Origin of the sequence: Streptomyces sp. NPDC021212 (genome assembly GCF_044332925.1) — a bacterium.
Lineage (GTDB): Bacteria > Actinomycetota > Actinomycetes > Streptomycetales > Streptomycetaceae > Streptomyces.
The window spans coordinates 277,206-301,370 of sequence record NZ_JBIRPZ010000012.1; the positions used below are offsets into that span (position 1 = coordinate 277,206).

24 protein-coding genes, 1 other RNA gene and 2 pseudogenes are annotated in these 24,165 nt (G+C 72.7%); 9 read left to right on the forward strand and 18 right to left on the reverse strand.

Features of this window, described 5'->3' with window-relative positions:
* Positions 1 to 9: 9 nt before the first annotated feature.
* The 3 genes from ACH4SI_RS30625 to ACH4SI_RS30635 all read right to left on the reverse strand — a co-directional run bounded on the left by ACH4SI_RS30625 (position 10) and on the right by ACH4SI_RS30635 (position 2,259).
* A complete protein-coding gene (locus tag ACH4SI_RS30625) occupies positions 10 to 612 on the reverse strand; it encodes a YkgJ family cysteine cluster protein (protein ID WP_398301328.1) in 603 nt (200 codons plus the stop codon).
* Positions 609 to 1,184 carry a hypothetical protein gene (locus ACH4SI_RS30630; RefSeq protein WP_398301330.1) on the reverse strand — a complete coding sequence of 192 codons (576 nt, stop codon included), beginning with the start codon at positions 1,182 to 1,184 and terminating at the stop codon, positions 609 to 611. Before ACH4SI_RS30630 ends, ACH4SI_RS30625 begins: the two co-directional genes overlap by 4 nt.
* A 115-nt stretch (positions 1,185 to 1,299) precedes the next feature.
* Positions 1,300 to 2,259 (reverse strand): helix-turn-helix transcriptional regulator, encoded by a 960-nt coding sequence (locus ACH4SI_RS30635; RefSeq protein WP_398301332.1) that lies wholly within the window; start codon positions 2,257 to 2,259, stop codon positions 1,300 to 1,302.
* Between the two features lie 61 nt (positions 2,260 to 2,320).
* Here ACH4SI_RS30635 and ACH4SI_RS30640 point away from each other — a divergent pair, with 61 nt between their 5' ends.
* Positions 2,321 to 2,902: a DinB family protein gene (locus tag ACH4SI_RS30640; protein WP_398301334.1), complete on the forward strand. Its 582-nt coding sequence runs from the start codon at positions 2,321 to 2,323 to the stop codon at positions 2,900 to 2,902.
* A gap of 1 nt (position 2,903) precedes the next feature.
* On the forward strand, positions 2,904 to 3,341 hold the full coding sequence (locus ACH4SI_RS30645) for a VOC family protein (RefSeq protein WP_398301336.1): 438 nt from the start codon (positions 2,904 to 2,906) through the stop codon (positions 3,339 to 3,341).
* A 5-nt stretch (positions 3,342 to 3,346) separates the two neighbouring features.
* On the opposite strand, the gene ACH4SI_RS30650 is transcribed toward ACH4SI_RS30645, so the two are convergent.
* Complete coding sequence (locus ACH4SI_RS30650; RefSeq protein ID WP_398301338.1) at positions 3,347 to 3,739, reverse strand: MerR family transcriptional regulator; 393 nt, start codon at positions 3,737 to 3,739, stop codon at positions 3,347 to 3,349.
* A gap of 71 nt (positions 3,740 to 3,810) precedes the next feature.
* A pseudogene (locus tag ACH4SI_RS30655) lies at positions 3,811 to 4,248 on the reverse strand (beta-mannosidase); the annotation flags it as partial.
* 545 nt (positions 4,249 to 4,793) lie between these two features.
* Between ACH4SI_RS30655 and ACH4SI_RS30660 the strand changes: the two are divergent.
* Positions 4,794 to 6,509: an IPT/TIG domain-containing protein gene (locus ACH4SI_RS30660; protein ID WP_398301340.1), complete on the forward strand. Its 1,716-nt coding sequence runs from the start codon at positions 4,794 to 4,796 to the stop codon at positions 6,507 to 6,509.
* A gap of 82 nt (positions 6,510 to 6,591) precedes the next feature.
* Here ACH4SI_RS30660 and ACH4SI_RS30665 read toward each other — a convergent pair whose 3' ends face one another.
* The 4 genes from ACH4SI_RS30665 to ACH4SI_RS30680 all read right to left on the reverse strand — a co-directional run bounded on the left by ACH4SI_RS30665 (position 6,592) and on the right by ACH4SI_RS30680 (position 8,850).
* Complete coding sequence (locus ACH4SI_RS30665; protein ID WP_398301342.1) at positions 6,592 to 6,789, reverse strand: hypothetical protein; 198 nt, start codon at positions 6,787 to 6,789, stop codon at positions 6,592 to 6,594.
* Positions 6,786 to 7,031: a hypothetical protein gene (locus tag ACH4SI_RS30670; protein WP_398301344.1), complete on the reverse strand. Its 246-nt coding sequence runs from the start codon at positions 7,029 to 7,031 to the stop codon at positions 6,786 to 6,788. The genes ACH4SI_RS30665 and ACH4SI_RS30670 overlap by 4 nt, the downstream gene beginning before the upstream one ends.
* The gene (locus ACH4SI_RS30675) at positions 7,031 to 8,140 is read right to left on the reverse strand and encodes a helix-turn-helix domain-containing protein (protein WP_398301346.1); all 1,110 of its coding nucleotides are present in this window, start codon (positions 8,138 to 8,140) and stop codon (positions 7,031 to 7,033) included. The genes ACH4SI_RS30670 and ACH4SI_RS30675 overlap by 1 nt, the downstream gene beginning before the upstream one ends.
* Positions 8,141 to 8,211: 71 nt before the next feature.
* On the reverse strand, positions 8,212 to 8,850 hold the full coding sequence (locus ACH4SI_RS30680; RefSeq protein ID WP_398301348.1) for an HAD family hydrolase: 639 nt from the start codon (positions 8,848 to 8,850) through the stop codon (positions 8,212 to 8,214).
* Between the two features lie 287 nt (positions 8,851 to 9,137).
* On the opposite strand from ACH4SI_RS30680, the gene ACH4SI_RS30685 reads away from it, so the two are divergent.
* A complete protein-coding gene (locus ACH4SI_RS30685; protein WP_398301350.1) occupies positions 9,138 to 9,263 on the forward strand; it encodes a hypothetical protein in 126 nt (41 codons plus the stop codon).
* A 720-nt stretch (positions 9,264 to 9,983) separates the two neighbouring features.
* On the opposite strand, the gene rnpB is transcribed toward ACH4SI_RS30685, so the two are convergent.
* Positions 9,984 to 10,388, reverse strand: an RNA gene (gene rnpB, locus ACH4SI_RS30690) — RNase P RNA component class A.
* Positions 10,389 to 10,428: 40 nt separating this feature from the next.
* A pseudogene (locus tag ACH4SI_RS30695) lies at positions 10,429 to 10,903 on the reverse strand (Uma2 family endonuclease).
* A 193-nt stretch (positions 10,904 to 11,096) separates the two neighbouring features.
* On the opposite strand from ACH4SI_RS30695, the gene ACH4SI_RS30700 reads away from it, so the two are divergent.
* From ACH4SI_RS30700 to eda, 3 genes are all read left to right on the forward strand, one after another.
* On the forward strand, positions 11,097 to 12,767 hold the full coding sequence (locus tag ACH4SI_RS30700; RefSeq protein ID WP_398301352.1) for a glycoside hydrolase family 13 protein: 1,671 nt from the start codon (positions 11,097 to 11,099) through the stop codon (positions 12,765 to 12,767).
* Positions 12,768 to 12,844: 77 nt separating this feature from the next.
* Entirely contained in the window at positions 12,845 to 13,642 is a 798-nt protein-coding gene (yaaA, locus tag ACH4SI_RS30705; protein WP_398301354.1) for a peroxide stress protein YaaA, read from the forward strand.
* Positions 13,643 to 13,870: 228 nt separating this feature from the next.
* Positions 13,871 to 14,503 (forward strand): bifunctional 4-hydroxy-2-oxoglutarate aldolase/2-dehydro-3-deoxy-phosphogluconate aldolase, encoded by a 633-nt coding sequence (eda, locus tag ACH4SI_RS30710; RefSeq protein WP_398301356.1) that lies wholly within the window; start codon positions 13,871 to 13,873, stop codon positions 14,501 to 14,503.
* A 13-nt stretch (positions 14,504 to 14,516) separates the two neighbouring features.
* Here eda and ACH4SI_RS30715 read toward each other — a convergent pair whose 3' ends face one another.
* The 4 genes from ACH4SI_RS30715 to ACH4SI_RS30730 form a co-directional block, all read right to left on the reverse strand.
* Positions 14,517 to 15,686, reverse strand: a complete 1,170-nt coding sequence (locus ACH4SI_RS30715; RefSeq protein ID WP_398301358.1) for a bifunctional RNase H/acid phosphatase — start codon at positions 15,684 to 15,686, stop codon at positions 14,517 to 14,519.
* Between the two features lie 5 nt (positions 15,687 to 15,691).
* Positions 15,692 to 16,435 carry a zinc ribbon domain-containing protein gene (locus tag ACH4SI_RS30720; RefSeq protein WP_398301424.1) on the reverse strand — a complete coding sequence of 248 codons (744 nt, stop codon included), beginning with the start codon at positions 16,433 to 16,435 and terminating at the stop codon, positions 15,692 to 15,694.
* Positions 16,436 to 16,474: 39 nt separating this feature from the next.
* Positions 16,475 to 17,350: a Nif3-like dinuclear metal center hexameric protein gene (locus ACH4SI_RS30725; RefSeq protein ID WP_398301360.1), complete on the reverse strand. Its 876-nt coding sequence runs from the start codon at positions 17,348 to 17,350 to the stop codon at positions 16,475 to 16,477.
* A 105-nt stretch (positions 17,351 to 17,455) separates the two neighbouring features.
* Positions 17,456 to 18,490, reverse strand: a complete 1,035-nt coding sequence (locus tag ACH4SI_RS30730; RefSeq protein ID WP_398301363.1) for an ABC transporter substrate-binding protein — start codon at positions 18,488 to 18,490, stop codon at positions 17,456 to 17,458.
* A gap of 215 nt (positions 18,491 to 18,705) precedes the next feature.
* Between ACH4SI_RS30730 and ACH4SI_RS30735 the strand changes: the two genes are divergently transcribed.
* Positions 18,706 to 20,802, forward strand: a complete 2,097-nt coding sequence (locus tag ACH4SI_RS30735) for a hypothetical protein (protein ID WP_398301365.1) — start codon at positions 18,706 to 18,708, stop codon at positions 20,800 to 20,802.
* 103 nt (positions 20,803 to 20,905) lie between these two features.
* Complete coding sequence (locus tag ACH4SI_RS30740; RefSeq protein ID WP_398301367.1) at positions 20,906 to 21,070, forward strand: hypothetical protein; 165 nt, start codon at positions 20,906 to 20,908, stop codon at positions 21,068 to 21,070.
* A gap of 130 nt (positions 21,071 to 21,200) precedes the next feature.
* On the opposite strand, the gene ACH4SI_RS30745 is transcribed toward ACH4SI_RS30740, so the two are convergent.
* Genes ACH4SI_RS30745 through ACH4SI_RS30755 form a run of 3 tightly spaced genes read right to left on the reverse strand, consistent with a single transcriptional unit; the run spans position 21,201 to position 24,131 of the window.
* Entirely contained in the window at positions 21,201 to 22,154 is a 954-nt protein-coding gene (locus tag ACH4SI_RS30745) for a 3-oxoacyl-ACP reductase (protein ID WP_398301369.1), read from the reverse strand.
* Complete coding sequence (locus ACH4SI_RS30750) at positions 22,139 to 23,224, reverse strand: Zn-dependent alcohol dehydrogenase (protein WP_398301371.1); 1,086 nt, start codon at positions 23,222 to 23,224, stop codon at positions 22,139 to 22,141. Before ACH4SI_RS30750 ends, ACH4SI_RS30745 begins: the two co-directional genes overlap by 16 nt.
* Positions 23,225 to 23,264: 40 nt before the next feature.
* On the reverse strand, positions 23,265 to 24,131 hold the full coding sequence (locus ACH4SI_RS30755) for a MaoC/PaaZ C-terminal domain-containing protein (protein WP_398301373.1): 867 nt from the start codon (positions 24,129 to 24,131) through the stop codon (positions 23,265 to 23,267).
* Between the last annotated feature and the right edge of the window lie 34 nt (positions 24,132 to 24,165).

Sequence of the window (24,165 nt, forward strand, 5' to 3'; positions counted from 1 at the left end):
GCGCCGCCGCTACGAGGAGGCCGTCTTCGCGGAGACGGCCTCCGTGTCCTCCCCGGGGGCGGTGGCCAGGATGAACTCGTACAAGTCCTCGTGCGTCAGCCCCCGCTCACCGGCGTCGACCCTGGCGTTCCACCGCTCCACCAGGTCCAGGTGCTCGCGCCAGGCCGCCCGGTTGCGCATGATGTCGCGCCGGTAGGTGGTCAGGTCCATGGTGGCGAGGTTCCAGGAGTCCGGGCCGCCGCACAGGGTCTTCGCACGGATGCCCACCGAGCCCTGGTCGAGCGCGGCCGGGAAGGTGGCGCACACCATGGGCCGGTGGACGTACGCGCCGCACCGGGCCTTGCCGGGGGCGATCTCCATCAGGAACACGCACCCCTTGGTATCCGGCCGGTGCCGGAGGTGGAGGTCGTACAGCGGACCGCCGGGCCGGAAGCGGAAGTCGCTGTTGTCCTCCTCCTTGCCCTCCTTCAGGTAGACGAACTCCCTGGGGTGGACGGCCATTCCGGACGCCAGCCTGCGGACGTCGGCGATGGTCACATGGACGTTGTACTCCCGGCAGCACCTGCCCCCGCAGTCGGCGCAGCCCGCCAGGTTCGCTCCGCCGCCGTTCACGCGACCACGTCCTCGGGCCAGGGCGTACCGGCCTCGCGCGCGGCCTGCGCCTCCAGCAGATAGCGCTGGAAGTCCTCGACGTCCGGCGGGGTTTCGGCCTTGCCGGCCAACTCGTTCCAGCGGGCGACCAGCTCGAACCAGTGGTCGCGGTCGGCGGTCCACTGGCGCTCCGCCTCGGCCAGTTCCTCCTCGTCGAGCCGGTGTCCGGGCCCGCCCGTGCGCTCGGCCTTCCCGCCGGGCAGCGAGGGGAACATGCGGCAGGACACGGGCGCGAGTTCGCCAAGACCGCAGCGGCCGGTTCCCTCCAGGGTGCGTATGTGGAAGACGCAGCCGTGGGCGGCGTTGGCCACCCGGACGTTCACCCGGCGCCGCGCGTTGTCCAGCACCACCCCGGTCGGATCGTTGGCGGCGGCCGGCGCGGTCTGCGTGAAGTGCCACGGCTCAAGGGCCAGGGTGCGGGCGATACGGACGAGGTCCGCACCGGTGACGTAACGCGGTCCGCGATAGCACAGCGCCTTCGCTCGGGAGGTCTGCCACTGGGCTTCGGGGCCCGCGATGCTGTCGACTGTCAATCCATCGTCCTCTTCGAACGGGGCGGAACGAGAAGCTTTTCAACGTAGTCGCCAGTGAGCGTAGTCGAACGGATCTGTGAATCCCCCTCGAAAAGTGCCGTACGGTCGCAGGTCCTCAGCCCGGCTCGGCCATCGCCGCGATGCGGCGGGCGAGGCGGGCGGCGGCCTCGCGCAGCTCCGGGGGCTCCAGCACCTCCGCCTCGAAGCCCAGCCTGGCCATGTGGACGGCGAGCCAGTCCAGGTCGTCGCCGCCCGCGACGAGCACACACCACCCGTCGCGGTCGTCCTCGACGCGGCCCACCTGGGGCGGCACCAGCTCCCGCACCCGGTCGGGCGGGGCGTGCAGCCGCACCCGGGCGACGTACCGGTACGGCGCCCCGGTCACCGACCGCTGTACGTAGGCCACCGGGTCCGGGTGCTCCCTCGGCCGGAAGCGCCACGTCGTCGCCGCCACCTCGCGCATCCGGTCCAGCCGGAAGGTGCGCCAGTCGTCGCGGTCGATGTCCCAGGCCATCAGGTACCAGCGGCGGCCGGTGGTGACCATCCGTACCGGCTCGACCGTGCGCTCGCGCTCGTCGCCGCCGCGGGTGGCGTACCGGAACCGCACCCGCACGGCGTCGCGGCAGGCCCGCGCGAGGGTCACCAGCAGCTCCGCGTCGATCTCCACGCCGGGGCCGACCAGGGTCTCGGTGGCGCCGTGCACCGCCCGTACCTCGGCGCGCAGCCGGGGCGGCATCACCTGGTCGAGCTTGGCGAGCGCCCGCAGCGCCGCCTCGCCCGCCCCGGCGACCGTGCCGCCCGACGCCAGCCGCAGGGACACCGCCGTCGCGATCGCCTCCTCGTCGTCGAGGAGCAGCGGCGGCAGCCGGGTGCCCGCGCCGAGCCGGTAGCCGCCGCCGACGCCCGCCGTCGCGTGGACGGGGTAGCCGAGCGCGCGCAGCCGCTCCACGTCGCGGCGCACCGAGCGGTCGGTGACGCGCAGCTCGGCGGCGATTTCGGCGGCGGTCCACGACGTCCGCCGCTGGAGCAGCGCCAGCAGCCGCAGCACCCGTTCGGTCGTCCCCTCGACGGTCATGCGCTCATCCTTCCACCGATCGCGGAACGATCCTGTCCGCTATCTGCGCCAGGCTGCGCTCATGACCGACCAGACGTGGAACCCCCTGCTGCGAGACCAGCTCGCCTGGCACTGGACCCATCAGCTGCGCGACCGGCTCGACGGACTCACCGACGACGAGTACTTCTGGGAGCCGGTGCCCGACTGCTGGAACGTGCGCCCGCGCGGCACCGGCACCGCCCCGGTGCAGGCCGGATCCGGCGCGATGACCATCGACTTCGCGATGCCGGAGCCCGACCCGCCGCCGTTCTCGACGATCTCCTGGCGCCTCGGGCACGTGATCGTCGGCGTCCTCGCGATGCGCAACGCCTCGCACTTCGGCCGCACGCCCACCGACTACCAGTCGTATCCGTACGCCGCGACCGCGACCGAGGCGCTGGCTCAGCTCGACGCGGAGTACGCCACCTGGCAGGCCGGGGTCGAATCCCTCGGCGAAGACGGGCTCGCCCGCCCCTGCGGGACGGCGGAGGGACCGTACGCCGATCTTCCGATGGCGGCGCTCGTGCTGCACATCAACCGCGAGATGATCCACCATCTGTCCGAGGTGTGTCTGCTCCGCGATCTCCATCTGCACACCCACCGGACCCGACGGGAGGCGAGCTGACATGGCCCGCGACGTTCAGATCACCTTCGACTGCGCCGACCCGGCCGCGCTGGCCGCGTTCTGGGCCGAGGCCATGGGATACAGGGTGCAGGACCCGCCCGAGGGCTTCGACTCATGGGACCAGGCGCTGGAGGCGATGGGCGTGCCGCCCGAGCGGCGCAACGACGCCTTCGCGCTGCTCTCCCCCAACGGCTCCGGGCCGCGGGTGTTCTTCCAGCGGGTGCCGGAGGGCAAGCGGGCCAAGAACCGCGTCCACCTCGACGTACGGGCCGCCCCCGGGCTTCGGGGCGACGCGCGGATGGCGGCCCTGGAGGCGGAGGCCGCCCGCCTCGTCTCCCATGGCGCCACCCGGCTGGAGCGCCATGAGCCCGCTCCCCCGCTCGGCACCGGGCACATCGTGATGGCCGACCCCGAGGGCAACGAGTTCTGCCTCGACTGACCTGGTCAGCCCTGGGGCGGCGACTCCGGGCGGGGCGTCGCGGGGGCCACGGCCGCGTCGATGACCTCGCCCAGGGTCGCCCGGGAGCGCTGGAGATCCCCGATCATCCGGTCGATGCGGTCACGCTCCGCCAGGAGGTCGGTGACCAGCCGGGCGTCGGCGGTGGCGGAGGGGCCGCCGTCCGCGTCCCGCACGCATGGCAGCAGCTTGGCGATCTTGGAGCTGCACAGCCCGGCCGCGTACAGCTCCTGGATGCGGACCACGCGGTCGACCGCGCCCTCGGAGTAGTCGCGGTGGCCGCCGGGGGTGCGCTCCGCGGTCAGCAACCCCTGCTCCTCGTAGTAGCGCAGGGACCGCTCGCTCACCCCGGTACGCCTGGCCAGCTCCCCGATCCGCATGACGCACCTCACAGCCTTCGCGGTTGGATCCGGCACCGATGTTAACGACCCCGTCGCCGGTGCGGCCCGGGTCAGCCGGCCGGGATCAGCTCCAGGACCCGTACGCCGTACGCGTCCAGCGCGACCTCCGCGACCGGTTCGCCCGTCGCGAGGTCGCGCGGCTCCCCGTCCGCCGCCGGGCGTACCGTCAGCGGCTCCGCCGACTGGCTGACCAGCCATACGAACCGCCGCCCGTCCTCGTGCACCAGCACATCGGCCCCGACGTACGGGGTGTCGACGGTCACCGGGCGGGGCGCACCGGCGAGGTCGGCGAGGGCCGCGTACAGGCGGTGCGTCTGCTCGGGGTTGGCGCGGGCGGTGCGCGCCGCCATGTGTTCCAGCGGGTACGTGGCCAGCACGGTGCGGCCGCGGCCGGTCTCGTGGACCAGGAGCGCGGCCGCCACGCCTGCTCGCTCAGTCCGGCCTGGTCCAGGTGGGGGCGCAGGCGCGCGAGTTTCTTCCCGCCACGCACCACCCGCACCCGGCCCGCCGCCCAGTCCGCCTCCACCCCGGCCAGCCGGGCCCGCAGCGCGTGCAGGCGGCGGGACTTGGCACCCCCGTCAGCTCCCTCTTCCTCACCGCCCAGCTCTGACAGCCGTGCTCCAGACCCTGCCGGGAACGCACCGCCAGATCACCCGCGGCCAGTCCACCGAGAAGGACGGCCCGCGAGAGCGCCCTGCACCATGTCGCCCACGGCCTGACCCCTTACCAGGCGGCGGACCGGCTGGCCGCCTGAAGCCGCAGTTGGCGGCGTGGAGGTGTCGACAGGGCGCATCGCGGAGGAGCGGCGCACACAATCCGCCCCGGCACGACGGCGCCCGACGACGGTCCACGGGAACGGCACGGGGGAGCATCGTGCGCTCGGCTGTCCGGTTGATGTCGCCCGGTCGGCGATTGTCACCCGTTCGACGCTGTGCATCACTGTGAGCAGGAGAACCGGCGGGGTGCCCTGGGCTCGCGTTCTTCGCCCGGGGCCGGACTTCCCGGCAGTTTTGCCCTCGGAGAGGACCCCATCATGTTGCTCTTGGCCGATTCCCGGACCCTGTCGGCGACCGACGCCGTCGCACGGCGAAGCACCCTGCTGCTGACGCCGTCCGTTGCCACCATCCCGGTCGGCAGCTCGCCGTTGGGCGTGACGCTGACCCCGGACGGGGCACGGGCGTACGTCTCCAACCAGGGCTCGAACGACATCAGCGTCATCGACACCGCCACGAACACCGTCACGCTGACCATCGCCGCACCCGGTGGACCGAGCCTGCTGTCCGTCTCGCCGGACGGCACCCGCGCGTATGTGCCCCTGTTCAACGCCGGCAGCGTCGGTGTGATCGACACCGCCACCAACGTCCTCACGACGACCATCCCGGTCGGTGCCGGACCCGTCCAGGCCGCGTTCACACCGGACGGCACCCGCGCCTACGTCACGTGCCAGACCGCCGGTTTCGTCGGCGTCATCGACACCGCCACGAACGCGGTCACCACCACCGTCACCGGTCTCAGCCTTCCGACCGGGGCAGCGGTCACCCCGGACGGCACCCGGGTCTACGTGCCCAACGCCGGCGACGGCACCGTGGCCGTGATCGACACCGCCACCAACACCGTCAGCGCGAGCATCCTCACCGGTGACGTGCCCATCCTCGTCGCCCTCACCCCGGACGGCACCCGCGCCTACGTCAGCGTCGCCGGGGAGAACGCCGTCAAGGTGATCGACACCGCGACCAACACGGTGACCGCCTCCATCCCCGCGGGCGACGGCCCTCGTGTGGTGGCCATGAGCCCGGACGGGACCGCGGTCTACGTGGCCGACCTCAACGCCGACACCGTCACGGTGATCGACACCGCCACCAACACCGCCGTCGACAGCATCCCGGTGGGCAACAGCCCGATCGGCGTCGCGGTCTCCCCCGACTCGACCCGCCTGTACGTCACCAACAGCGCCGACAACACCGTCAGCGTGATCGCACTGGCCCTGATGCCTGGTCAGGGCACCACCGCGGGCGGGACCATCGTGACCATCCGCGGCCACAACCTCGCTCCGGCCACCGCGGTGCACTTCGGCGGCACCGCGGCCACGATCCTCTCCAACACCGCGACCTCGGTCACCGTCAGAACCCCGCCCGGAACGGGCGCGGTCCCGGTCACGGTCACCACCCCCGGTGGCACCGCCGGTTTCGGCACCTTCGTCTACCGCCCCGCCCCGCTGCTGTCCGGCATCAGCACCACCAGCAACCCCTACGGAGGGGCAGGACCCGCCATGGGTCCCGTGGGCGGCGGAGGCACCGCGGTCATCACCGGAGTCAACCTCTCCGGCGCCACGGCCGTGCGCTTCGGCTCCCGTCAGGCCGTCATCCAGTCCGTCACCGACACCGCGATCACCGTCACGGTCCCCAGCGCCTCCGCCCCCGGCCCCGTACCGGTCACCGTCGTCACTCCCGGCGGAACCGCGGGCGGTCTCACCTTCACCTACGTAGCCGGACCCACCGTGTCCGGTGCGGTCCCCACCACCGGACGCACCGCCGGGGGCACCGAAGTCACCCTCACGGGCACCGGCCTGGCCACCACGCACCAGGTCACCTTCGACGGCGTTCCCGCTCCCTTCACCGTCGTCTCCGACACCACGGTCACCACCATCGCCCCACCCCACACCGCCGCCGACAACATCACCATCACGGTCGCCACCCTCGGCGGCACCACCTCCTGGAGCGGCTTCAGCTACCAGGACCCCACCATCTGACGTGTCCGAAGGCCGCTCTCCACGGCCGACCCCGTCCGCGCCGGCCCCGAACCGACTCCATGCCGTCGGCTCGGGCGGGCCGTCATCGCTGCCCCCTGACGTGAACATCGCGGGCCGGGGAGGTCTGCTCGAACGGGTCGCGCTGCTTCGGGAAGCTCGCGGCGCATTCGCCCGGGCAGGCGTAGACGACGCCACCACCGGCACTCGCGCCGTACCCGATCGCGACGACGACCGGCCTGCCCGTCGGCCGCTGACAGCGAGCGCAGATCTGGATCGTCACCGGTCCACCGCCTCCTCGGCGGCGACCGCCCGGGCCATGGCCAGGCGCAGCAGGTGGGGGTCGGTCGTCAGGCCCCTGTCAGGGCTCGCCGGAATCCGCCAGTGCAAGCGCGGACCCTCCATCCAGTCCGCAGGCGGAACGCCGAGGTAGGTGACCTCAGCGCCGTGCGCACCAAGAGCGTGGATGCCCTTGTGGAGACGCCCCCAGTACTGGGCGTGGCCCGAGGGGATGAACCAGTACATCAGGCCGTAGTCCGCGATGACCCCGCCCGACGAGTGTGCTGCGGAACGATGCGACGGGCCGCCTTCAGCGACTCCAACGCATCGCGCGCCAGCCCGGACCACAGTTGGGCACGGGCCGTCTCGATGTAGAACCCGCTCCGGCGTTCGGCAGGCAAATCCCGCGGCGGCGCCCACTCAGCGGCGACGGTGAGGGCCCGGTGGACGTGATCGCCCCCGAGACTGACGGCGAGAGATACCTCGTGGATGCGGACACTGTCGGGCCCGAAGGCCGTGCCCCGGTAGATGCCTTCAGGTACGGCGTCCCCCAAGCGCCGAGCTTCCACGAGGTGATGGTCGGCAGCCTCCACTAGACCGGCGCGCCCCGCGATCACAGCCGCCCGCATGTGCAGGGAGCCGAGGGCGGCGATCCCCGCATCATCGCGGCTGGCGGGAGTGGCGTCGATCGCGGTCTGTAACGCGTGCAGTCCCCGGGCGAACGCGCGGGCGGCGAGGAACGTCTCGGTGCGAACGTAGGCTACGGCTGCCTCAAGCAGGGGGTCTTGTGTGTGCGGCACTGCCCACCTCATCAGATCCACGAGGCGGGCAGACAGGTCTCGGGAGCCGTACTTGTACGCCACAGCGTCCGCCGTTCGTACGGCAGCGACCAGCAGACCAGCAGTCTCTGCTCGCTCCTCCTCCGGGGCGAGGTGGAACGCCCGGAGCAGCTCGCCGATGAGCGCAGGCACCTGACGGGCGATCCGGACGTATTGAGCCGCGAGACGCCAGGTCACAGCCTCGTCTGCCGCTGTCCGCAGGCCGGCCAGTGGGCGGGCCGGCCCGTCGTCCGGTACGTCGTACGCGGCGATGACCGCCGACAGGGTCGGCATGGCGGCATGGACCCGGGCGTCGGCCCGGTCCCGGCTCCCCAGCAGGCGGGACATGTCGATTCCGAGCGCAGCAGCCAGCGCCTCCACGACGCCCTCGCCGGCGCCCCGAGCGCCGCGCTCGATCTTCCGGACGGTGCCGACGTGGACATCAGCCGCGTCGGCGAGTTCCTGCTGCGTCATGCGTGCGACGAGGCGGTGGTAGGCCAGGCGGCTTCCGAAGGCGCGTGCTTCTGCTGTGGGCATACTGCTGCTCCGTTCGGTGTGTTCACTCCGAACGGTAGCGAGCGGAACTGCAACAGCGGGTCCGCTCGCCGTCATCCAGCAGCGAGTGGCACGAGATCGTGCAACGAGTCGATCTGCCAGTCGGCATCGGCTGCCTCGGCTGTGCCTGACCAGAGATAGCCCCATGGCCCGCGACGCAGGTGCGCGGCACGCAGACCCGCTGCTTTCGCTGGGTGGGTGTCGTTGGCGGGGTGGTCCCCCACATACACCGTCTCGCCGGGGGCGGTCCCCGTGAGCTCCAGGACACGGGCGAAGAAACGGGGGTCGGGCTTGGCGACACCCCACTCTCCGGAGGTGGCAATCCCGTCGATCGGTAGGTCGAGATCCCGCAACAATGCGCCGGCCCGCGCGGTCTGATTCCCCGCGATCACGACCCGAGCGCCCGTCTCGCGGAGCGCGGCGAGGGCTGGGCGTACATCCGGATAGAGATCAACCTCATCCAGTCGTTCACCTCGGCCGACGGCCTCCATGGCGGCTCGCTCAGCAGCGATGTCGATGTCTGGCCGGATGAGCCGTAGGGCTTCTGCATTGTCACGGGCTTGAGCAACGACCGCGCCGACGAGGGCCGAGAGGGTGTGCCGGGGAATGCCCAGCCAGTCGGCCCAGGCAGCCCATCCACGGTCGTCCCGGATCAGGGTCTCGCCGACATCGAGGGCCACAGCGCGGATCATGCGGGCAGCCTAGGACAAGACCAGAGAGCGGCAGACGACCGGCTTATGATCCGCCGACGGACACGGCGACGAGCAGGCCGCCCAGTGGGAGAAGTGGTTCGACGCCGCATCCTCCGGTCACGCTTTGGGGCGGCACCGTCAATGCACGATGATCGGCGGCCCGGCGTCAATGGTCAGGAGCGGGACCTTGCCGGTTTGGGCGCAGAGGAAAGGTGTCCCGGCGGTGTTGGCGCACACGTTCCAGAGATAGACCCATACTCCATAGGTCTGTCCCGGACGCCGACCGAATGCGAATAAGCCCCCTGCGGGGTGACCGCCACAGACACGTCCGTCTGAGCCGTGAGGAGGAAGCCGAAGCCGTCACCGGAAGCCTGGTCGCCCCCGAGGAGCGCCATGTGTCCGTCGAGGTGTGACAGGCCAAGCCCAAGGCCCGTGTGCCAGCTGAAGTCGTACGGGGCGGCGACTACGTGACTGCCTGGGTGAATGTCCACGCTGAGCGGGGTGATTTCTGGGCGAAGCCGGTTGATGAGGCCCTCGATCATCTCGCTCTTGGACGCTTCCACGGTCTCGCCGTCACCGATCGGTGGTGAGACGCCTTGTTCGAGGTCGGCGGGATACTGGCGATGACTCCGAATCTCCGCCAGCTGAGTCTCCCCGAACTCGGCCAGGGACTGCTGAAATCTCTTCACCGAAAGATTCGCGAGTCGCCTCGTCCGGGGGAACTCGACTGATCGGCCGGGTGACTTCACGGGTGGGTGCTTCAGTCATGGTGTCACCTCGAGTTTCTGCCAGCATCGACGGTAGGGGGTGTGAAATCGCTGTGCGGCCTCGTTCTTGCCTTGTGCAGCGACGTGATGGATTCCTTGTTCCCGGAGTGCGCGCATCGTTCCGAGGTCGCCAGGCGCCGGAGAAGCCAGCGGGTCGGGAGGCATGCGAGACGGTCACCGCTGTGGCGAGTCGACGGCCGTCGTCAGCACGCGGTCGAAGGCGATCACACGAATCCCCAGGCGAGGTCCAGCCACCGCCCATCTCCGGCCCACTGGCCATGGCTACGCTCGGGGCTACTTACGTAACCGCGCGGCACAAGAAAAGGGCCCTTGACCAGCGTTTTCGCTGGCCAGGGCCTTTGGCGGCGGACGAGTCGGCCTGTACGCCGGGTTCTGTCTCTCGTGGGCCTTGCGGCCCGCGAGGAGGCGGCCATCCATCTAGGGCCGACGTTGCCGCCGGCCTCGTGCGGTCTACCCGCGGACTCGGGCGGGCAGCCCTCGATCATCCGCGCAGAGCCGCCTTGCGGTGGCTCCTCTTGACCTTGCTCCGGGTGGGGTTTACCTAGCTGCCCAGGTCACCCTGGGCACTGGTGGTCTCTTACACCACCGTTTCACCCTTACCGGGCGCCTTGCGGCCCCGGCGGTCTGTTTTCTGTGGCACTGTCCCGCGGGTCACCCCGGGTGGCCGTTAGCCACCACCCTGCCGTGTGGAGCCCGGACGTTCCTCGGCGGGACCCCGAAGGACCCCGACGCGACCGCCCGGCCGGCTCGTCCGCCGTAGTGACCATGGTACCGGGCCTGGTGGGGCGGCTCAGACGAAGTCCGTCGTCTCCAGCGAGAAGGAGAACGGAGCGGGCAGGTCGAGCTGCTTGCCGAAGGGGACCGTGACGTGCTGGCGGTAGTCGGCGCCCTCCGGGTCGCTGAAGAGCGTCACGTCGCTGTTGTCCCGGTCGATGAGGAGGTAGAGGGGGATGCCGCCGCGGGCGTAGCAGTGGCGCTTGGCCTTGCGGTCCCGGTCCGGTTTGGTCGAAGTGACCTCGACGACCATGGACACGCCCTCGCAGGGCATCCAGGACTCGGCGCCCCGGAACAGCCGGAGCTCCCTGGGGGCGAAGGTGCCGTCAGGGATCACATGGTTGCGAACGCAGAGCCCGCCACGCGGGACCTTGAGCCCCTTGTTGCCTCTCGTCGTCGATCAGCTCGACCCGGAAGCCTTCCGGTGTCTCCAGCTCCAGGAACCCCTCGAGCACCACTTCCGCGTGGGAGGAGGGCATTTCGCGCGCCATTTCGCCAGCGTAGGCAGGGGGAGGGGCGGCGCCCGGCGGAAAGAGTGTTCCTCATTCGATCGTGGCACAGAAGCCCGCACGCCGGGGCGGCTCCGGCGGGCGATCTTGCCCTCTCGACAGACCGCGCCGCGGCCGGGGAGACTGCCTGGACGGCTGGGCCGCGTACCGCACACCCCACCACCGCGAGGACACCGTGAGCGACGACCCCGTGAACAGCGATTGGTGGCGGCAGGCCGTCGTCTACCAGGTCTATCCCCGCAGCTTCGCCGACTCCGACGGCGACGGCATCGGCGATCTGCCCGGGGTGACCAGCCGGCTGCCGTACCTCGCCGGGCTCGGCGTGGACGCCGTCTGGCTGAGCCCCTTCTATCCGTCCGCGCTCGCCGACGGCGGCTATGACGTGGCCGACTACCGCGACGTCGATCCGCGGCTCGGCACCCTCGAGGACTTCGACCGGCTGGTCGCGGAGGCGGACCGGCTCGGGCTCAAGGTGATGGTGGACATCGTCCCCAACCACACCTCGGATGAGCATGAGTGGTTCCAGGAGGCCCTGCGGGCGGAGCCCGGCGATGCGGCCCGCGAGCGGTACGTCTTCCGCGAGGGGCGGGGGCCGGGTGGGGGGCTGCCGCCCACCGACTGGGTCTCGTGCTTCGGCGGGCCCGCGTGGACGCGGGTGCCCGACGGGCAGTGGTACCTGCATCTCTTCGCCCCCGAGCAGCCCGATCTCAACTGGGACCACCCCGAGGTGCGCGCCGACTTCCTCACCACGCTGCGCTTCTGGTCCGACCGGGGCGTGGCCGGTTTCCGGGTGGATGTCGCGCACGGGCTGGCCAAGGACCTGGCCGAGCCGCTGCGCGACATCGGGGACGTGCCCGGTTACGAGCCGGAGGACCTGCCGGAGGACGGCAGCCATCCGCTGTGGGACCGCGACGAGGTGCACGGGATCTTCCGCGAGTGGCGCACGGTGTTCAACGCGTACGACCCGCCGCGGATCGCCGTCGCCGAGGCGTGGGTGCGCAACTCCCGCCGGGTGTCGTACGCCCGGGCGGACGAGCTGGGGCAGGCGTTCAACTTCGACTTCCTGGGTGCCCCGCTCCATGCCCCCGCCCTGCACTCCGTCATCGACGGCGCGCTGTCCGCCGCCCGGGAGGCGGGCGCCTCGGCCACCTGGGTGCTCTCCAACCACGATGTGATCCGGCACCGCAGCCGGTTCGCCCTCCCGGACGACCTGACGGGCGCGGGCCGGGACGCCTGGCTGCTGGCCGACGGCCGGGACCCGGAGATCGACCTCGCGCTGGGGCTGCGGCGGGCCCGTGCGGCGACGCTGCTGATGCTGGCCCTGCCCGGTTCGTCGTATCTCTACCAGGGCGAGGAGCTGGGGCTTCCGGAGGTCGCCGACCTGCCCGTGGACGTACTCCAGGACCCGACCTGGGAGCGCAGCGGCCACCGGGTCAAGGGCCGCGACGGCTGCCGGGTGCCGCTGCCGTGGACGCGCACCGGCCCGTCGTACGGCTTCGGCGCGGGCGGCGCGTGGCTTCCGCAGCCGCGAGGGTTCGGGGAGTTGTCGGTCGAGGCGCAGGACGGGCAGGCCGGTTCGACGCTGGAGCTGTACCGGGAGGCGCTGCGGCTGCGGCGGGCGCTGCTGCGAACGGACGAGACGGTGGAGTGGCTGGGCTCGGTCGCGGAGCTGAGCGCCGGGGTGCTGCACTTCCGCCGGGCCGGCGGCTGGCACAGCGTCACCAACCTGTCGGCGTCCGCCGTACCGCTGCCCGCCGTGGGCGAGGCGGTGCTGAGCAGCGGGCCCCTGGCGGACGACGGGCTACCGCCGTACACCACGGTGTGGCTGCGGGAGGCGGGCGCGTAGGCCGTAGGCTGCGGGGCCGGGGTGGGGCCACCGGCACCGCCCCGGTGCCGTAACGCCGACGCTTTCGAGGAGAGACCGTGCTCGTCCTGCTGCCGCCGTCCGAGGGAAAGGCCACGGGAGGCTCCCGGTCCCCGCTGGACCTGGGATCGCTGTCGCTGCCGGGGCTGGGCGAGGCCCGGGCCCGGGTCCTGGACGAGCTGGTCACGCTGTGCTCGGGCGACGAGGCGAAGGCGGCCGAGGTGCTGGGGCTCAGCGCGGGGCTGCGCGGCGAGGTCGCCAAGAACGCGGCGCTCCGGTCGGCCGGGACCCGGCCCGCCGGGGAGATCTACACCGGCGTGCTGTACGACGCGCTCGGCCTCGCCTCCCTCCCCGCCCCAGCCCGGCGCCGCGCCGAACGCTCGCTGCTGGTCTTCTCGGGGCTGTGGGGCGCCGTACGGATCGACGACCGCATCCCGTCGTACCGCTGCTCGATGGGCGTCAAGCTGCCGGGCCTCGGCGCGCTCGGCGCCTTCTGGCGTACGCCGATGGCCACCGTCCTCCCTGAGGCCGCCGGGAACGGCCTGGTCCTCGACCTGCGGTCGTCGGCGTACACGACGGCGTGGAAGCCGAAGGGGGAGGTCGCGGAGCGCACGGCGACGGTGCGGGTGCTGCAGTCGAAGATCGTGGACGGGGTGGAGAAGCGGTCCGTGGTGAGCCACTTCAACAAGGCGACGAAGGGCCGGATGGTGCGCGACCTGCTGACGTCCGGGGCCGAACCGGGCGGCCCCGGGGAGCTGGTGGAGGCGCTGCGGGGGTTCGGGTACGTGGTGGAGGCGACGGCTCCGGAGCGGGCGGGCCGGCCGTGGGCGCTGGACGTGGTGGTGACCGAGCTGTAGCGCTCGTGAGGCGCGGGACCACCGCGCGGTCACGCCCCGGCACCGCCGGGAGGCGCACCGGCAGTGCCGGGGCGCGGCGGCGGGCCCGGGGCAGGGGGGCCTGGCACATCGGCGCCGGCTGCGGCGGCGGGTGACCGAACAGCCCCGGCCGACACCCACACAGCGTGCGTCATTGCATATCCCGCAACGAGCGTTGCGGGTCGTGCCACGCACCCGCAGAATGGTCCCGTGACTGACACCGCGCCCTCCCCCTCCCTGCTCGACCTCGCCCCCGTCATCCCCGTCGTCGTGATCGACGACGCGGCCGACGCGGTGCCGATGGCCCGCGCCCTGGTCGCGGGCGGTCTGCCCGCGATCGAGGTCACCTTCCGCACCCCGGCCGCCGCCGACGCCATCCGGGCGATCGCGGCGGAGGTGCCGGAGGCGATCGTCGGCGCGGGCACGGTGCTGAACCCCGGCCACGTGGACACCGCCGTCGCGGCCGGGTCCCGCTTCCTGGTCAGCCCGGGGTGGACGGACCGGCTGCTGGGCGCCATGCGGGACTCGGGAATTCCATCGCTCCCGGGGGTCTCGACGACGTCGGAGGTCGTGGCGCTGCTGGAGCGCGGGGTGACCGAGATGAAGTTCTTCCCGGCGGAGGCGGCCGGCGGTACGGCCTACCTCGGCTCCCTCGCCTCCCCGCTCCCGGACGCCCGCTTCTGCCCCACCGGCGGCGTCAACGCGGCCCGCGCCCCCGGTTATCTCGCGCTCCCCAACGTGGGCTGCGTGGGCGGCACATGGATGCTGCCGGCGGACGCGGTGGCGGCGGGCGACTGGGCGCGCGTCGAGTCCCTGGCCCGGGAGGCGGCAGCGCTGCGGTGAAGGCGCGGGCCCCCTACCGCAGGTGGGACGTGTCGTTCAGGAGGCGGACGGAGGCGTTGCCGTCGGCGTAGTAGGCCACCGCCGTCAGGGACGCCGCCGAGAGTTCCATGCGGAACAGGGACTCCGGCGGGGCGCCGAGGGCCAGGCGGGCCAGGGTCTTGATCGGGGTGACGTGGGTGACGAGGAGCACCGTGCGGCCCGCGTAGCGGGCGATCAGCTTGTCGCGGGAGGCGGCGACGCGGCGGGCGACCGTGGCGAAGGACTCGCCGCCGCCCGTGGGGGCGGCCTTGGCGGAGGCGAGCCAGGTGTCGAGGTCGTCCGGGTAGCGGTCGCGCACCTCGGCGAAGGTCAGGCCCTCCCAGGCGCCGAAGTCCGTCTCGCGCAGCCCGTCGTCGACGCGGACGTCGAGCCCGAGGCGGGCGGCCACCGCGTCGGCCGTCTCGCGGCAGCGCTTCAGGGGCGAGGTGACGATGGCCTGGATGGTGCCGCGCGCGGCGAGTGACGCCGCGACCAGGTCGGCCTGGCGGCGGCCGATGTCGGAGAGGCCGGGGTCGGTGCCGCCGCTGCCGGAGAAGCGCTTCTCCGGGGTGAGCGGCGTCTCGCCGTGCCGGAGCAGGACGAACGTGGTCGGCGCGCCGAGGTCGGCGGAGCCCCAGCCCACGGCAGGGGCGGCGGGGGCCGCCGTGGCGAGGGCGTCGTCGGCGGGGGCCTCGGGGGCGGCCGTCGCGAGGGTGCCGCCCGGCGGCACCTTCGGCTGCCACTGTTCGCCCCGCTTGCCCGCGTCCATGGCCTCGTTGGCGAGCCGGTCCGCGTGCTTGTTCTTCTCGCGCGGGATCCAGCCGTACGTCACCTGGCCGGGCGGCAGCAGCCCCTTGGCCTCGGCGGCGAGCGGCCGCATGTCCGGGTGCTTGATCTTCCAGCGGCCGGACATCTGCTCGATGACCAGCTTGGAGTCCATCCGCACCTGGACGTCCGCCTCCGGGTCGAGGGCGTGGGCGGCCCGCAGGCCGGCGATCAGGCCCTTGTACTCGGCGACGTTGTTGGTCGCGGTGCCGATGTACTCGGCGACCTCGGCGAGCGGTTCGCCGGTCACGGCGTCCAGGACGACCGCGCCGTAGCCGGCGGGCCCCGGGTTGCCCCGGGAGCCGCCGTCGGCCTCGACGATGAAGCGACGCCGCGCCATGCGGCCTAGAGCCCCGACTCGGGCGTACGAACCAGGATCCGGCGGCAGTTCTCGCACCGCACCACGGTGTCGGGGGCCGCCGACCGGACCTCGTTCAGCTCGGTGATGGCCAGCTCCTGGCGGCAGCCGTCGCAGCGCCGCTGGTAGAGCCGGGCGGCGCCGACGCCGCCCTGCTGCTCGCGCAGCTTGTCGTAGAGCTTGAGGAGATCGGCGGGGATGGTCCCGGCGATGACCTCGCGCTCCTTGGTGATGGTCGCGATCTCGGTGTCGATCTCCTCGGCCGCCGCGTCGCGCCGCGCCGTGGCGTCGGCGATCTTGGCCTGGAGGGACTCCACCCGGCCCGCCAGCTCGGTGGCCCGCTCCTGGGCGGACTCCCGGCGCTCCATGACCTCCAGGACGACGTCCTCCAGGTCGCTCTGGCGGCGGGCGAGGGAGGCGATCTCGTGCTGGAGGTTCTCCAGGTCCTTGGGCGAGGTGACGGCCCCGGAGTCGAGACGCTTCTGGTCGCGGTCGGCGCGCTGGCGCACCTGGTCCACGTCCTGCTCCGCCTTCTTCTGCTCGCGGGCGGTGTCGCTCTCCTCGGTCTGGGACGCGACGAGGAGGTCGCGCAGCTGGGTGTGGTCGGCGTTCAAGGTGTCGAGTTCGGCGTGCTCGGGCAGCGTCCTGCGCTTGTGCGCGAGCTGCGAGAGCCGTACGTCGAGGCCCTGGACGTCGAGCAGGCGGATCTGGTCTGCGGGCGCGGCGTTCAGCGGGGGGCTCCAGAGGTGGTTGTAGGGGACGGAAGGGACCTAGGCGAGTGAAGCCGAGGCGGGGTCGGGCACGAAGGCCCGGAACGGGGCGGCGGCAGCGGCGTGGGCCGTCCAGGGGTCGGTCACCTTACGGGAGACATGGGTGCGCAGGTCCCAGCCGTGCCGGTCGGAGATCTCGTCGAGCTGCGCCGCGGCCTGCTCGGTCCACGGCCATTCGGTGGCCCAGTGCGCGGCGTCCACCAGCGCGAGGTCGCTCTGTTCGCGCGCCTCGGAGGCCGGGTGGTGGCGCAGGTCGGCGGTGAGGTAGGCGTCGACCCCGGCCGCACGCGCCTCCGCGAACAGGCCGTCCCCGGAGCCGCCGCAGACGGCGACGGTACGGATCGTACGGTCCGGGTCGCCCGAGGCGCGGATGCCCTGCGCGGTGGCGGGCAGCCGGGCGGCGGCGCGCTCGGTGAACTCGCGCAGCGTCTCGGGGCGGTCGAGTTCGCAGATCCGGCCGAGCCCCTGGCGTCCGGTGGGGTCGGCCGGGTCCGGCACCAGCGGGCGGACGGTCCGCAGGTCGAGCGCGCCGGCGAGGGCGTCGGAGACGCCGGGGTCGGCGCGGTCGGCGTTGGTGTGCGCGACGTGCAGCGCGATGTCGGATCGGATCAGGGTGTGCACCACCCGCCCCTTGAAGGTGGAGGCGGCGACCGTGGTCGTGCCCCGCAGATAGAGCGGGTGGTGAGTGATCAGCAGATCGGCGCCGAGCGCCACCGCCTCGTCGGCGACCTCCTGGACGGGGTCGACGGCGAACAGGACGCGGCTGACCTGGGCATCGGGGTCCCCGCAGACCGTCCCGACGGCGTCCCACTGCTCCGCCCGCTCGGGCGGCCAGAGGGCGTCGAGGACGGCGAGGACATCGGTGAGAGCGGGCACGGGGCAAGGCTACCTCCCAGATCACCAGGAAGCCTTGCCCCGGCCTTCACCCAGCGCGACGGCCGCTCCATGACCGGCCTGAAGCATGACCGGCCTGAAGGGGGATCAGCGAACCAGGTAGCCGCGGAGGTCGTCCAGCACCCGGTCGGCGGCGGTGACGCCGAGGCCCAGGTACCAGGTCTCGTCCTTGACGTTCTTGGCGTGGCCCGCCTTGACCGCCTCGAGCTTCTTCCACAGCGGATTGGACTCCGCCTGGTCCCGCTTGGTGGCCTTGGGGTCGCCGTAGACCCCGGTGAAGATCCAGTCGGCGTCGGCCTCCTTGATCCGCTCCGGGCCTATCTCCGTGGCCAGGTCGTCGACCTGCTGGTTCTTGGGCCGGGGCAGGCCGACGTCCTGGAGGATCGTGCCGATGAAGGACGCCTTGGCGTAGAGCCGGGTGAACTCCGGCATGAAGCGCAGCATGGTGACGGTCGGCTTCTTCGGGCCGATGTCCTCGCCCAGCTTCTTCGCCTTCGTCTCGTACGCGTCGAGGTTGCGCTTGGCGTCGGTGGTGCGGTCGAGGGCCGCCGCGTTGAGGAGGTAGTTCTCCTTCCAGGTGAAGCCGGGGCGGATGGAGAAGACGGTCGGGGCGATCTGCTTCAACTCGTCGTACAGCGGCTCGGCGCGCAGCTTGCTGCCCAGGATCAGATCGGGGTGGAGGGCGTTGATGGCCTCGAGGTTGAGGTTGTTGATGGTGCCGACGTTCTTCGGGTTCCCGGCCTCCTTCTTGAGGTAGCCGGGTATGGCCTGGTCGCCCTCGGAGGGCGCGTAGCCGACGGGCTTGATGCCGAGCGAGACGACGTTGTCCAGCTCGCCGACGTCGAGCACCACGACCCGCTTCGGCTTGCTCTTGATCTCCGTCTTCCCCATGGCCTGCGTGATGGTGCGCGGGAACTGGCCGGGCTTCGCGTCGGTGCCCATCTTCGCGGTCTGCTCGGCGGCCTTGCCGAAGTCCTTGCCGCCCTGCGCGACGGACTTCCCGCCGCCGCCGTTGCCCTTGGCGCCGTCCTTGCCGCTGTCGGACTTGCCGCAGGCGGCGAGGGAGAGGGCGCCTGCCAGGGCGAGGGCGAGGGCGGCGCTGCCGCGGCGGTGTACGGACATCTTGCGCTCCAGGATCAGAGGTGGGCACTCGGGCTGGTGAGGCACTTAGGTGTGCCTTACTTTAATCGCACCGCGGATCCGTCACTTACAGCACATTCATGCGTGACCTCTCAGGCAAATCAGTCAACAGCCACACGTAAGGGTGGAGCCGACCTCTTATCGGCCACCGGGAGGGGGTACGAAATCTACGTTCAGTGGCCGGAGGTGACTGAACGATGACCGCCTGTGCCTTCGACTCCACCCTCATCACGGGAGTCAGCGCCCGGCCACGAGAAAGGTCCACGGATTTCACCATCGCCCCGGACCGTTCGTACGGCGCCCGGCTCGCGCTCAGCGGCGACACCGGCTGCTGGTTCCCCGAGCGCTGGACGCTCGACGGGCCCGAGCCGTACGCCGTGCCGCTGCCGGGCACCCAGCCCGAGGAGCCGGACAGCGACGTGCTGCCGCTGTCCGACGGGCAGGTGCTGATCCACCGCCGGGTGGCCGGGCACCACGCCTTCTCGCTGCTCTACCCCACCGGCCCGGGGACGGGCGAGCGGGTGCTCGGCGGCATCGACCGCGCCGACGTCTCGCTGCTGCCGCCCGCGCCCGGCGGCACCTGCGCGTACGCGCTGGGGCGCGGCCCCCGCTCCACCTCCGTCTGGCTGATCCACGGCGGCGCCCGCGGCCTCCAGCACCTGGCCGAGGTGCCCGGGCGCTGCACGGGCGGCGCCTGGCTGGACCGCATGGGGCGGCTGCTCGCGCTCGACCGGGAGTTGGAGGGCCGCACGAAGACCATCGTGGTCGACCTAGGGCGCGGCGGCGAGACCAGCCCACTGCTGCAGATCACCGAGCGCAGCAACGACCGCCTGCTGCTCGCCGACCCCGACAGCGGTCTGCTGCTCGTACGGTCCGACGCGCCCGGCGACGAGCGGCTGGGCTGGGGCGTCCTGGGCAGCACCCTCCCGGTCCGCTTCCCGGACTGCCTCCGCCCGCCCGCCCAGGCGACGGCCGCCCCCTTCGCGATCCAGCCGGGGCAGATGCTGACGCCGGAGGCGTGCGCGGTGGCCTTCCGCATCGACGCCGCTGCGGGCGGGCGCCCCTGGGTGGGCGTATGGCGGCCGTCCGAGCGGCGGTTGCGCCAGTTCTCGGCGCCGGATGGCTGGCTGGCCGGGGCCGGTCTGTGGAGCCGGGACGGTGAGCTGTGGCTGCCGTACGCGACGCGGCAGGTGCCGTGCGGGCTGGCGCGGGTGTGGCTGCCGGAGTCCGCGGCGCCACCGTCGGCCGCCGCCCCCCGAGTGATCCGCCGGGTCGCCCGCCCGGCCGCCCGCCCGGCCGCCCGCCCGGCGGAGACATCGGGGATCACGCCCTGGCGGCAGGTGAGCGGCGGGGGCGCGGCCTCGGAGACGGTCACGCACGCGGGAGCGGGGGCGGGCGTGCGGGCGGGCACGGACCCGCGGTTGGGGTGGGGTACGGGCACGGCGCCGGATGCGGACCCGGGCCCGGGCGGCGGCGGATTGCGCGCGGACGCGGGCCCGGGCGCGGGTGTGCGCTCGGGCGGGAACATCGAGGTGGGCCACGCCCAGGGCGCAGGCGTGCGCTTGAGCGCGGGCAGGGGCGCGGGCACGGACCCCAGTGCGGGCTTGAGCGTGGGAGCGCGCTTGGTGTCGGGCGCGGGTACGGACCCGGGGCTGAGCGCGGGCTTGAACTTGGGCAGGGGCACGCCCCTTGGGGCGGACACGGACCCGGGTGCGGGTGCGGGTGCAAGCCCTGCCGCGGGCGCGGGCCTGAGCTTGGGCAGGAGCACGGAACTGGGTGCGCGCAGGGGCGCGAGCGCGGGCATGGGCACGGCCCCGGGCGCGGGCATGAGCGGGAGCGCGAGTGCAAGCCTGGGCGCGGGCACGGCTCCGGGTGCAGGCACGGGCACCCACGGGGGGCCGGGCGCGGGCCTGAGCTTGGGCAGAGGCACCGACTCGGGCACGGGCTTGCCCGCGGGCGGGGGCGCTACGCCCGGTGCGCGCGCGGGCGCGGGCGCGGGTCCAGGCGCGGGCGCGGGTGCGGGGCCAGGCGCGGACGCGGGCTTGGATGCGGGGGCGCGCCTGGGCATGGGCGCGGGCGCGGGCCTGGGCTCGGGGATCGGCGTCTCAGCGGTGGAGTCCGGGGTTGAGCCGTGGGTGGGGACGGGGTGCTGGCCCGGGGTCGAGCAGGAGACCGGCCAGGAATCCGAGCTGACCGTGGTCGCCCCGCGGCCCGTACCGCTCCAGCAGGCGCCTCTCGCCAGGTCACCGGAGCCCCGGCCACCCCGCTGGGTTCGCGATCATCGCTCTGGTTAGACTCGGTCGCTGGGGCTGGCGTAGCCGGTTGGCAGCGCGTATCGACGTTGTGGCGGGCCCCTCGCGCAGAGTACGGAGCGAACTTACCGGGGTGACTTCCCACATGTCCGAAGCCCGAACCGACATGCCCCAGGCGCGCCCGCAAGAGGCTGCCGAGGCCGATGCCACAGCAAGCCAGGGCAAGCACCGGGGGCAGCAGGCCGCGTCCGAGGAGCCGCAGGCTCCGGCGCACGGCCGCCACCGCCGACCGAGCGAGAAAGCCTCGTAGGCGGTCGGGAACGCGCAACACCCCACCCCTCCCTCTCCCGCAGCAGTCGTTCACGGCTGCGGGAAAGGGAGGCGTGGGCGTCGTTCACCCCGGCGTCGTTCACCCCGGCGTCGTTTACCCCGGCGTCGTTTCACCCCCGCTTCAGGCTCAGCACCTCCAGCGCCGCGAACCCCTCCCCGCGCCGCTCGCCGAAGTACGGCGTGAGCAGGCCGTCCAGCTCCTCGAAGCCGAAGACGTCCCCCGTCGCGTCCAACTTCGCGGCCACCCGCGGCCGTTCGACGATCGCCACCATGCCCCCGTGGACCACGAACACCTGGCCGTTCACCCCCGTCGCCTGCGGGGAGGCGAGGTAGCCGACGAGCGGGGCCACATGCTCCGGGGACAGCGGGTCGGGGCGGCCGTCCGCCGCGAAACCGGCGTCGGGGAAGACGTCCTCGGTCATCCGGGTGCGCGCCCTCGGGCAGATGACGTTGGCCGTCACGCCGTACTTGGCGAGCGCGCCCGCCGTGGAGAGGGTCAGGCCGACGATGCCGCCCTTCGCGGCCGCGTAGTTGGGCTGGCCGGGCGATCCGGCGAGGAACGCCTCGGACGAGGTGTTCACGATGCGGCCGTGCACCGGCCCGCCCCCGGTGGCCTTGGAGCGTGTCCGCCAGTGCGCGGCGGCGAAGCGGATGGTGTTGAAGTGGCCCTTGAGATGGACGCGGATGACCGAGTCCCATTCGTCCTCGGTCATCGAGAAGACCATCCGGTCGCGGAGGATGCCCGCGTTGTTGACCAGGATGTCCAGCGCGCCGTACGCGTCGACCGCGAGCCGCACCAGTTCGCGCGCCGCGTCGAAGTCGGCCACGTCGCCCACGTGGGCCGTGGCCCGGCCGCCCGCCGCGCGGATCTCCTCGGCCACCTCCTCGGCGGGGCCGGAGGATGCCTCGCCCGAGCCGTCGCGGCCGCCCTGCCCGTAGTCGTTGACGACGACGGCGGCGCCCAGCCGGCCCAGCTCCAGCGCCTCGGCGCGGCCGAGACCGCGCCCGGCGCCGGTGACGATCGCGGTCTTCCCGGCCAGCGGGCGCTTCAGATCTCGATGCATGTGCGCAGCGCCTCCCCCGTCCGCATCTGGTCGAGCGCGTCGTTGATCTCGCCGAGCCGCACCCGGTGGGTGATGAGCCCGTCGAGGTCGATGCGGCCCGCCCGCCACAGCGCGATGGTCCGTTCGTACGAGCGCAGCACATCGCCCCCGCCGTACAGGGACGGCAGGATCCGCTTCTCGTCGAAGAACAGCTCGAACATGCTGAGTTGGAGGAAGTCGTCCACCGCGCCCGCCCCGACGACGCACAGCGTGCCGCCGCGCCGCGTGGTCTCGTACGCGCGGCGCGCGGTGGCGGACGTGCCGACGACCTCGAAGACGTAGTCGAAGCCCTCGCCCGCCGTGACGCTGTTCTTGGCGTCGTCGAGCCCCTCCGGGGCGACCGCCTCGGTGGCGCCGAAGCGCAGCGCCGCCTCGCGCCGCGAGGTGACGGGGTCGACGGCGACGGTGTGGGCCGCGCCCGCCGCCCGGGCGCCCTGCACCACGCTGATGCCTACCCCGCCGCAGCCGATGACGGCGACCGACGAACCGGCCTCCACCCGCGCCGTGTTGAGGGCCGCGCCGAGTCCGGTGGTGACGCCGCAGCCGATGAGGGCGGCGATGTCGTACGGGAGGTCGTCGGGGATCGGCACGGCGCAGGACGCCGGGAGGACGACCTCCTCGGCGAAGGTGCCGGTTCCGGCCATGCCGAAGACCTGGTCGGCGCCGTCGCCCGCGCGCTTGAAGTTGGCCGTTCCGGCGTTCATGAACCCGGACAGACACAGCTGGCTCTGACCGCGCTTGCAGGACGGACAGCTGCCGCACGCGGGCAGCCAGCACACCAGCACCCGGTCGCCGGGGCTCAGCCCGGTCACCCCGTCGCCGACGTCCACGACCTCGCCCGCGCCCTCGTGGCCGGGGACGAACGGCACGGGCTGCGGCAGGACGCCGCTCATCGCGGAGAGGTCGGAGTGGCACAGCCCGGTGGCCCGCATGCGCAGCCGGACCTTGCCGGGGCCGAAGCCCACCGCCTCGATGTCGTCGAGGACTTCGAGCTTGTCCTGTCCCGTCTCGTGCAGTACGGCTGCGCGCACAGCGGCTCCTCAGGGTGAGTGGTTCGTGGATTCGTCCGGCTCAGGAGTGCTCGGCGTATGCGACGACCGTGTCACCGAGGACGGGCGCGTCGTCCCGCTCGACGGCGCTCGCCGTCACCTGGACGCGCCCCTCGCCCTCCCGCCACATCCGGATGCGCAGGGTCTCGCCCGGGTACACCACCCCGGCGAAGCGCGTGGTGTACGAGTGCACCCGGGCGACGTCGCCGCCCAGCTCGGTGTCCACGACCGCCTTGAGGACCATGCCGTACGAGCACAGCCCGTGCAGGATCGGCTTCTCGAACCCCGCGAGCTTGGCGAACCCGGGGTCGGCGTGCAACGGGTTCCAGTCCCCGGAGAGCCGGTAGAGCAGCGCCTGATCCTCCCGGGTGGCCCGCTCCACCGTGCGGTCGGGCTCGCGGTCGGGGGTCTCCAGCCGCTCGGAGGGGCCGCGCTCGCCGCCGAAGCCGCCCTCGCCGCGGACGAAGATGCGGCTGTCGCAGGTCCACAGCGGGCCGTCCGCGTCGGCCGCCTCGGTGCGCAGGACGATGACCGCGGCCTTGCCCTTGTCGTACACCGCCGCGACCCGGGACGTCTGGGTGGCGTCCCCGGTCACCGGGATCGGCCGGTGCAGCTCGACGGTCTGGCCGCCGTGCAGGACGGCCGCGAGGTCGACGTCGATCCCCGGCCCGTTCAGCCCCCCGGCGAGCGCCATCCGGCCGCCGGCGACGGTGGCGAAACTGGGCAGGACGTGCAGCTCGCTCTCCAGGGTGTAACGCAGCTCATCGGGGTCGGTGGCGGGGATTCCGGCGCCGATGCCCAGGTGGTAGAGCTGGATGTCCTTGTGTCCCCAGGCGAGGGCGGCGGTCCGGGGCTCGGCCGAGACGGCCGCGGCGGCATCGATGGGCATAGGGCGACAGCACTCCTTGGCGGGAGGGGCGGGA

Coding starts and splice junctions, on each gene's coding strand:
- ACH4SI_RS30635 (WP_398301332.1), bottom strand. CDS start 2,259: ATGACCGTCGAGGGGACGACCGAACGGGTGCTGCGGCTGCTGGCGCTG.
- ACH4SI_RS30640 (WP_398301334.1), top strand. CDS start 2,321: ATGACCGACCAGACGTGGAACCCCCTGCTGCGAGACCAGCTCGCCTGG.
- ACH4SI_RS30645 (WP_398301336.1), top strand. CDS start 2,904: ATGGCCCGCGACGTTCAGATCACCTTCGACTGCGCCGACCCGGCCGCG.
- ACH4SI_RS30650 (WP_398301338.1), bottom strand. CDS start 3,739: ATGCGGATCGGGGAGCTGGCCAGGCGTACCGGGGTGAGCGAGCGGTCC.
- ACH4SI_RS30660 (WP_398301340.1), top strand. CDS start 4,794: ATGTTGCTCTTGGCCGATTCCCGGACCCTGTCGGCGACCGACGCCGTC.
- ACH4SI_RS30670 (WP_398301344.1), bottom strand. CDS start 7,031: ATGTACTGGTTCATCCCCTCGGGCCACGCCCAGTACTGGGGGCGTCTC.
- ACH4SI_RS30675 (WP_398301346.1), bottom strand. CDS start 8,140: ATGCCCACAGCAGAAGCACGCGCCTTCGGAAGCCGCCTGGCCTACCAC.
- ACH4SI_RS30680 (WP_398301348.1), bottom strand. CDS start 8,850: ATGATCCGCGCTGTGGCCCTCGATGTCGGCGAGACCCTGATCCGGGAC.
- ACH4SI_RS30685 (WP_398301350.1), top strand. CDS start 9,138: ATGCGAATAAGCCCCCTGCGGGGTGACCGCCACAGACACGTCCGTCTG.
- ACH4SI_RS30715 (WP_398301358.1), bottom strand. CDS start 15,686: ATGGCGCGGCGTCGCTTCATCGTCGAGGCCGACGGCGGCTCCCGGGGC.
- ACH4SI_RS30730 (WP_398301363.1), bottom strand. CDS start 18,490: ATGTCCGTACACCGCCGCGGCAGCGCCGCCCTCGCCCTCGCCCTGGCA.
- ACH4SI_RS30735 (WP_398301365.1), top strand. CDS start 18,706: ATGACCGCCTGTGCCTTCGACTCCACCCTCATCACGGGAGTCAGCGCC.
- ACH4SI_RS30740 (WP_398301367.1), top strand. CDS start 20,906: ATGTCCGAAGCCCGAACCGACATGCCCCAGGCGCGCCCGCAAGAGGCT.
- ACH4SI_RS30745 (WP_398301369.1), bottom strand. CDS start 22,154: ATGCATCGAGATCTGAAGCGCCCGCTGGCCGGGAAGACCGCGATCGTC.
- ACH4SI_RS30755 (WP_398301373.1), bottom strand. CDS start 24,131: ATGCCCATCGATGCCGCCGCGGCCGTCTCGGCCGAGCCCCGGACCGCC.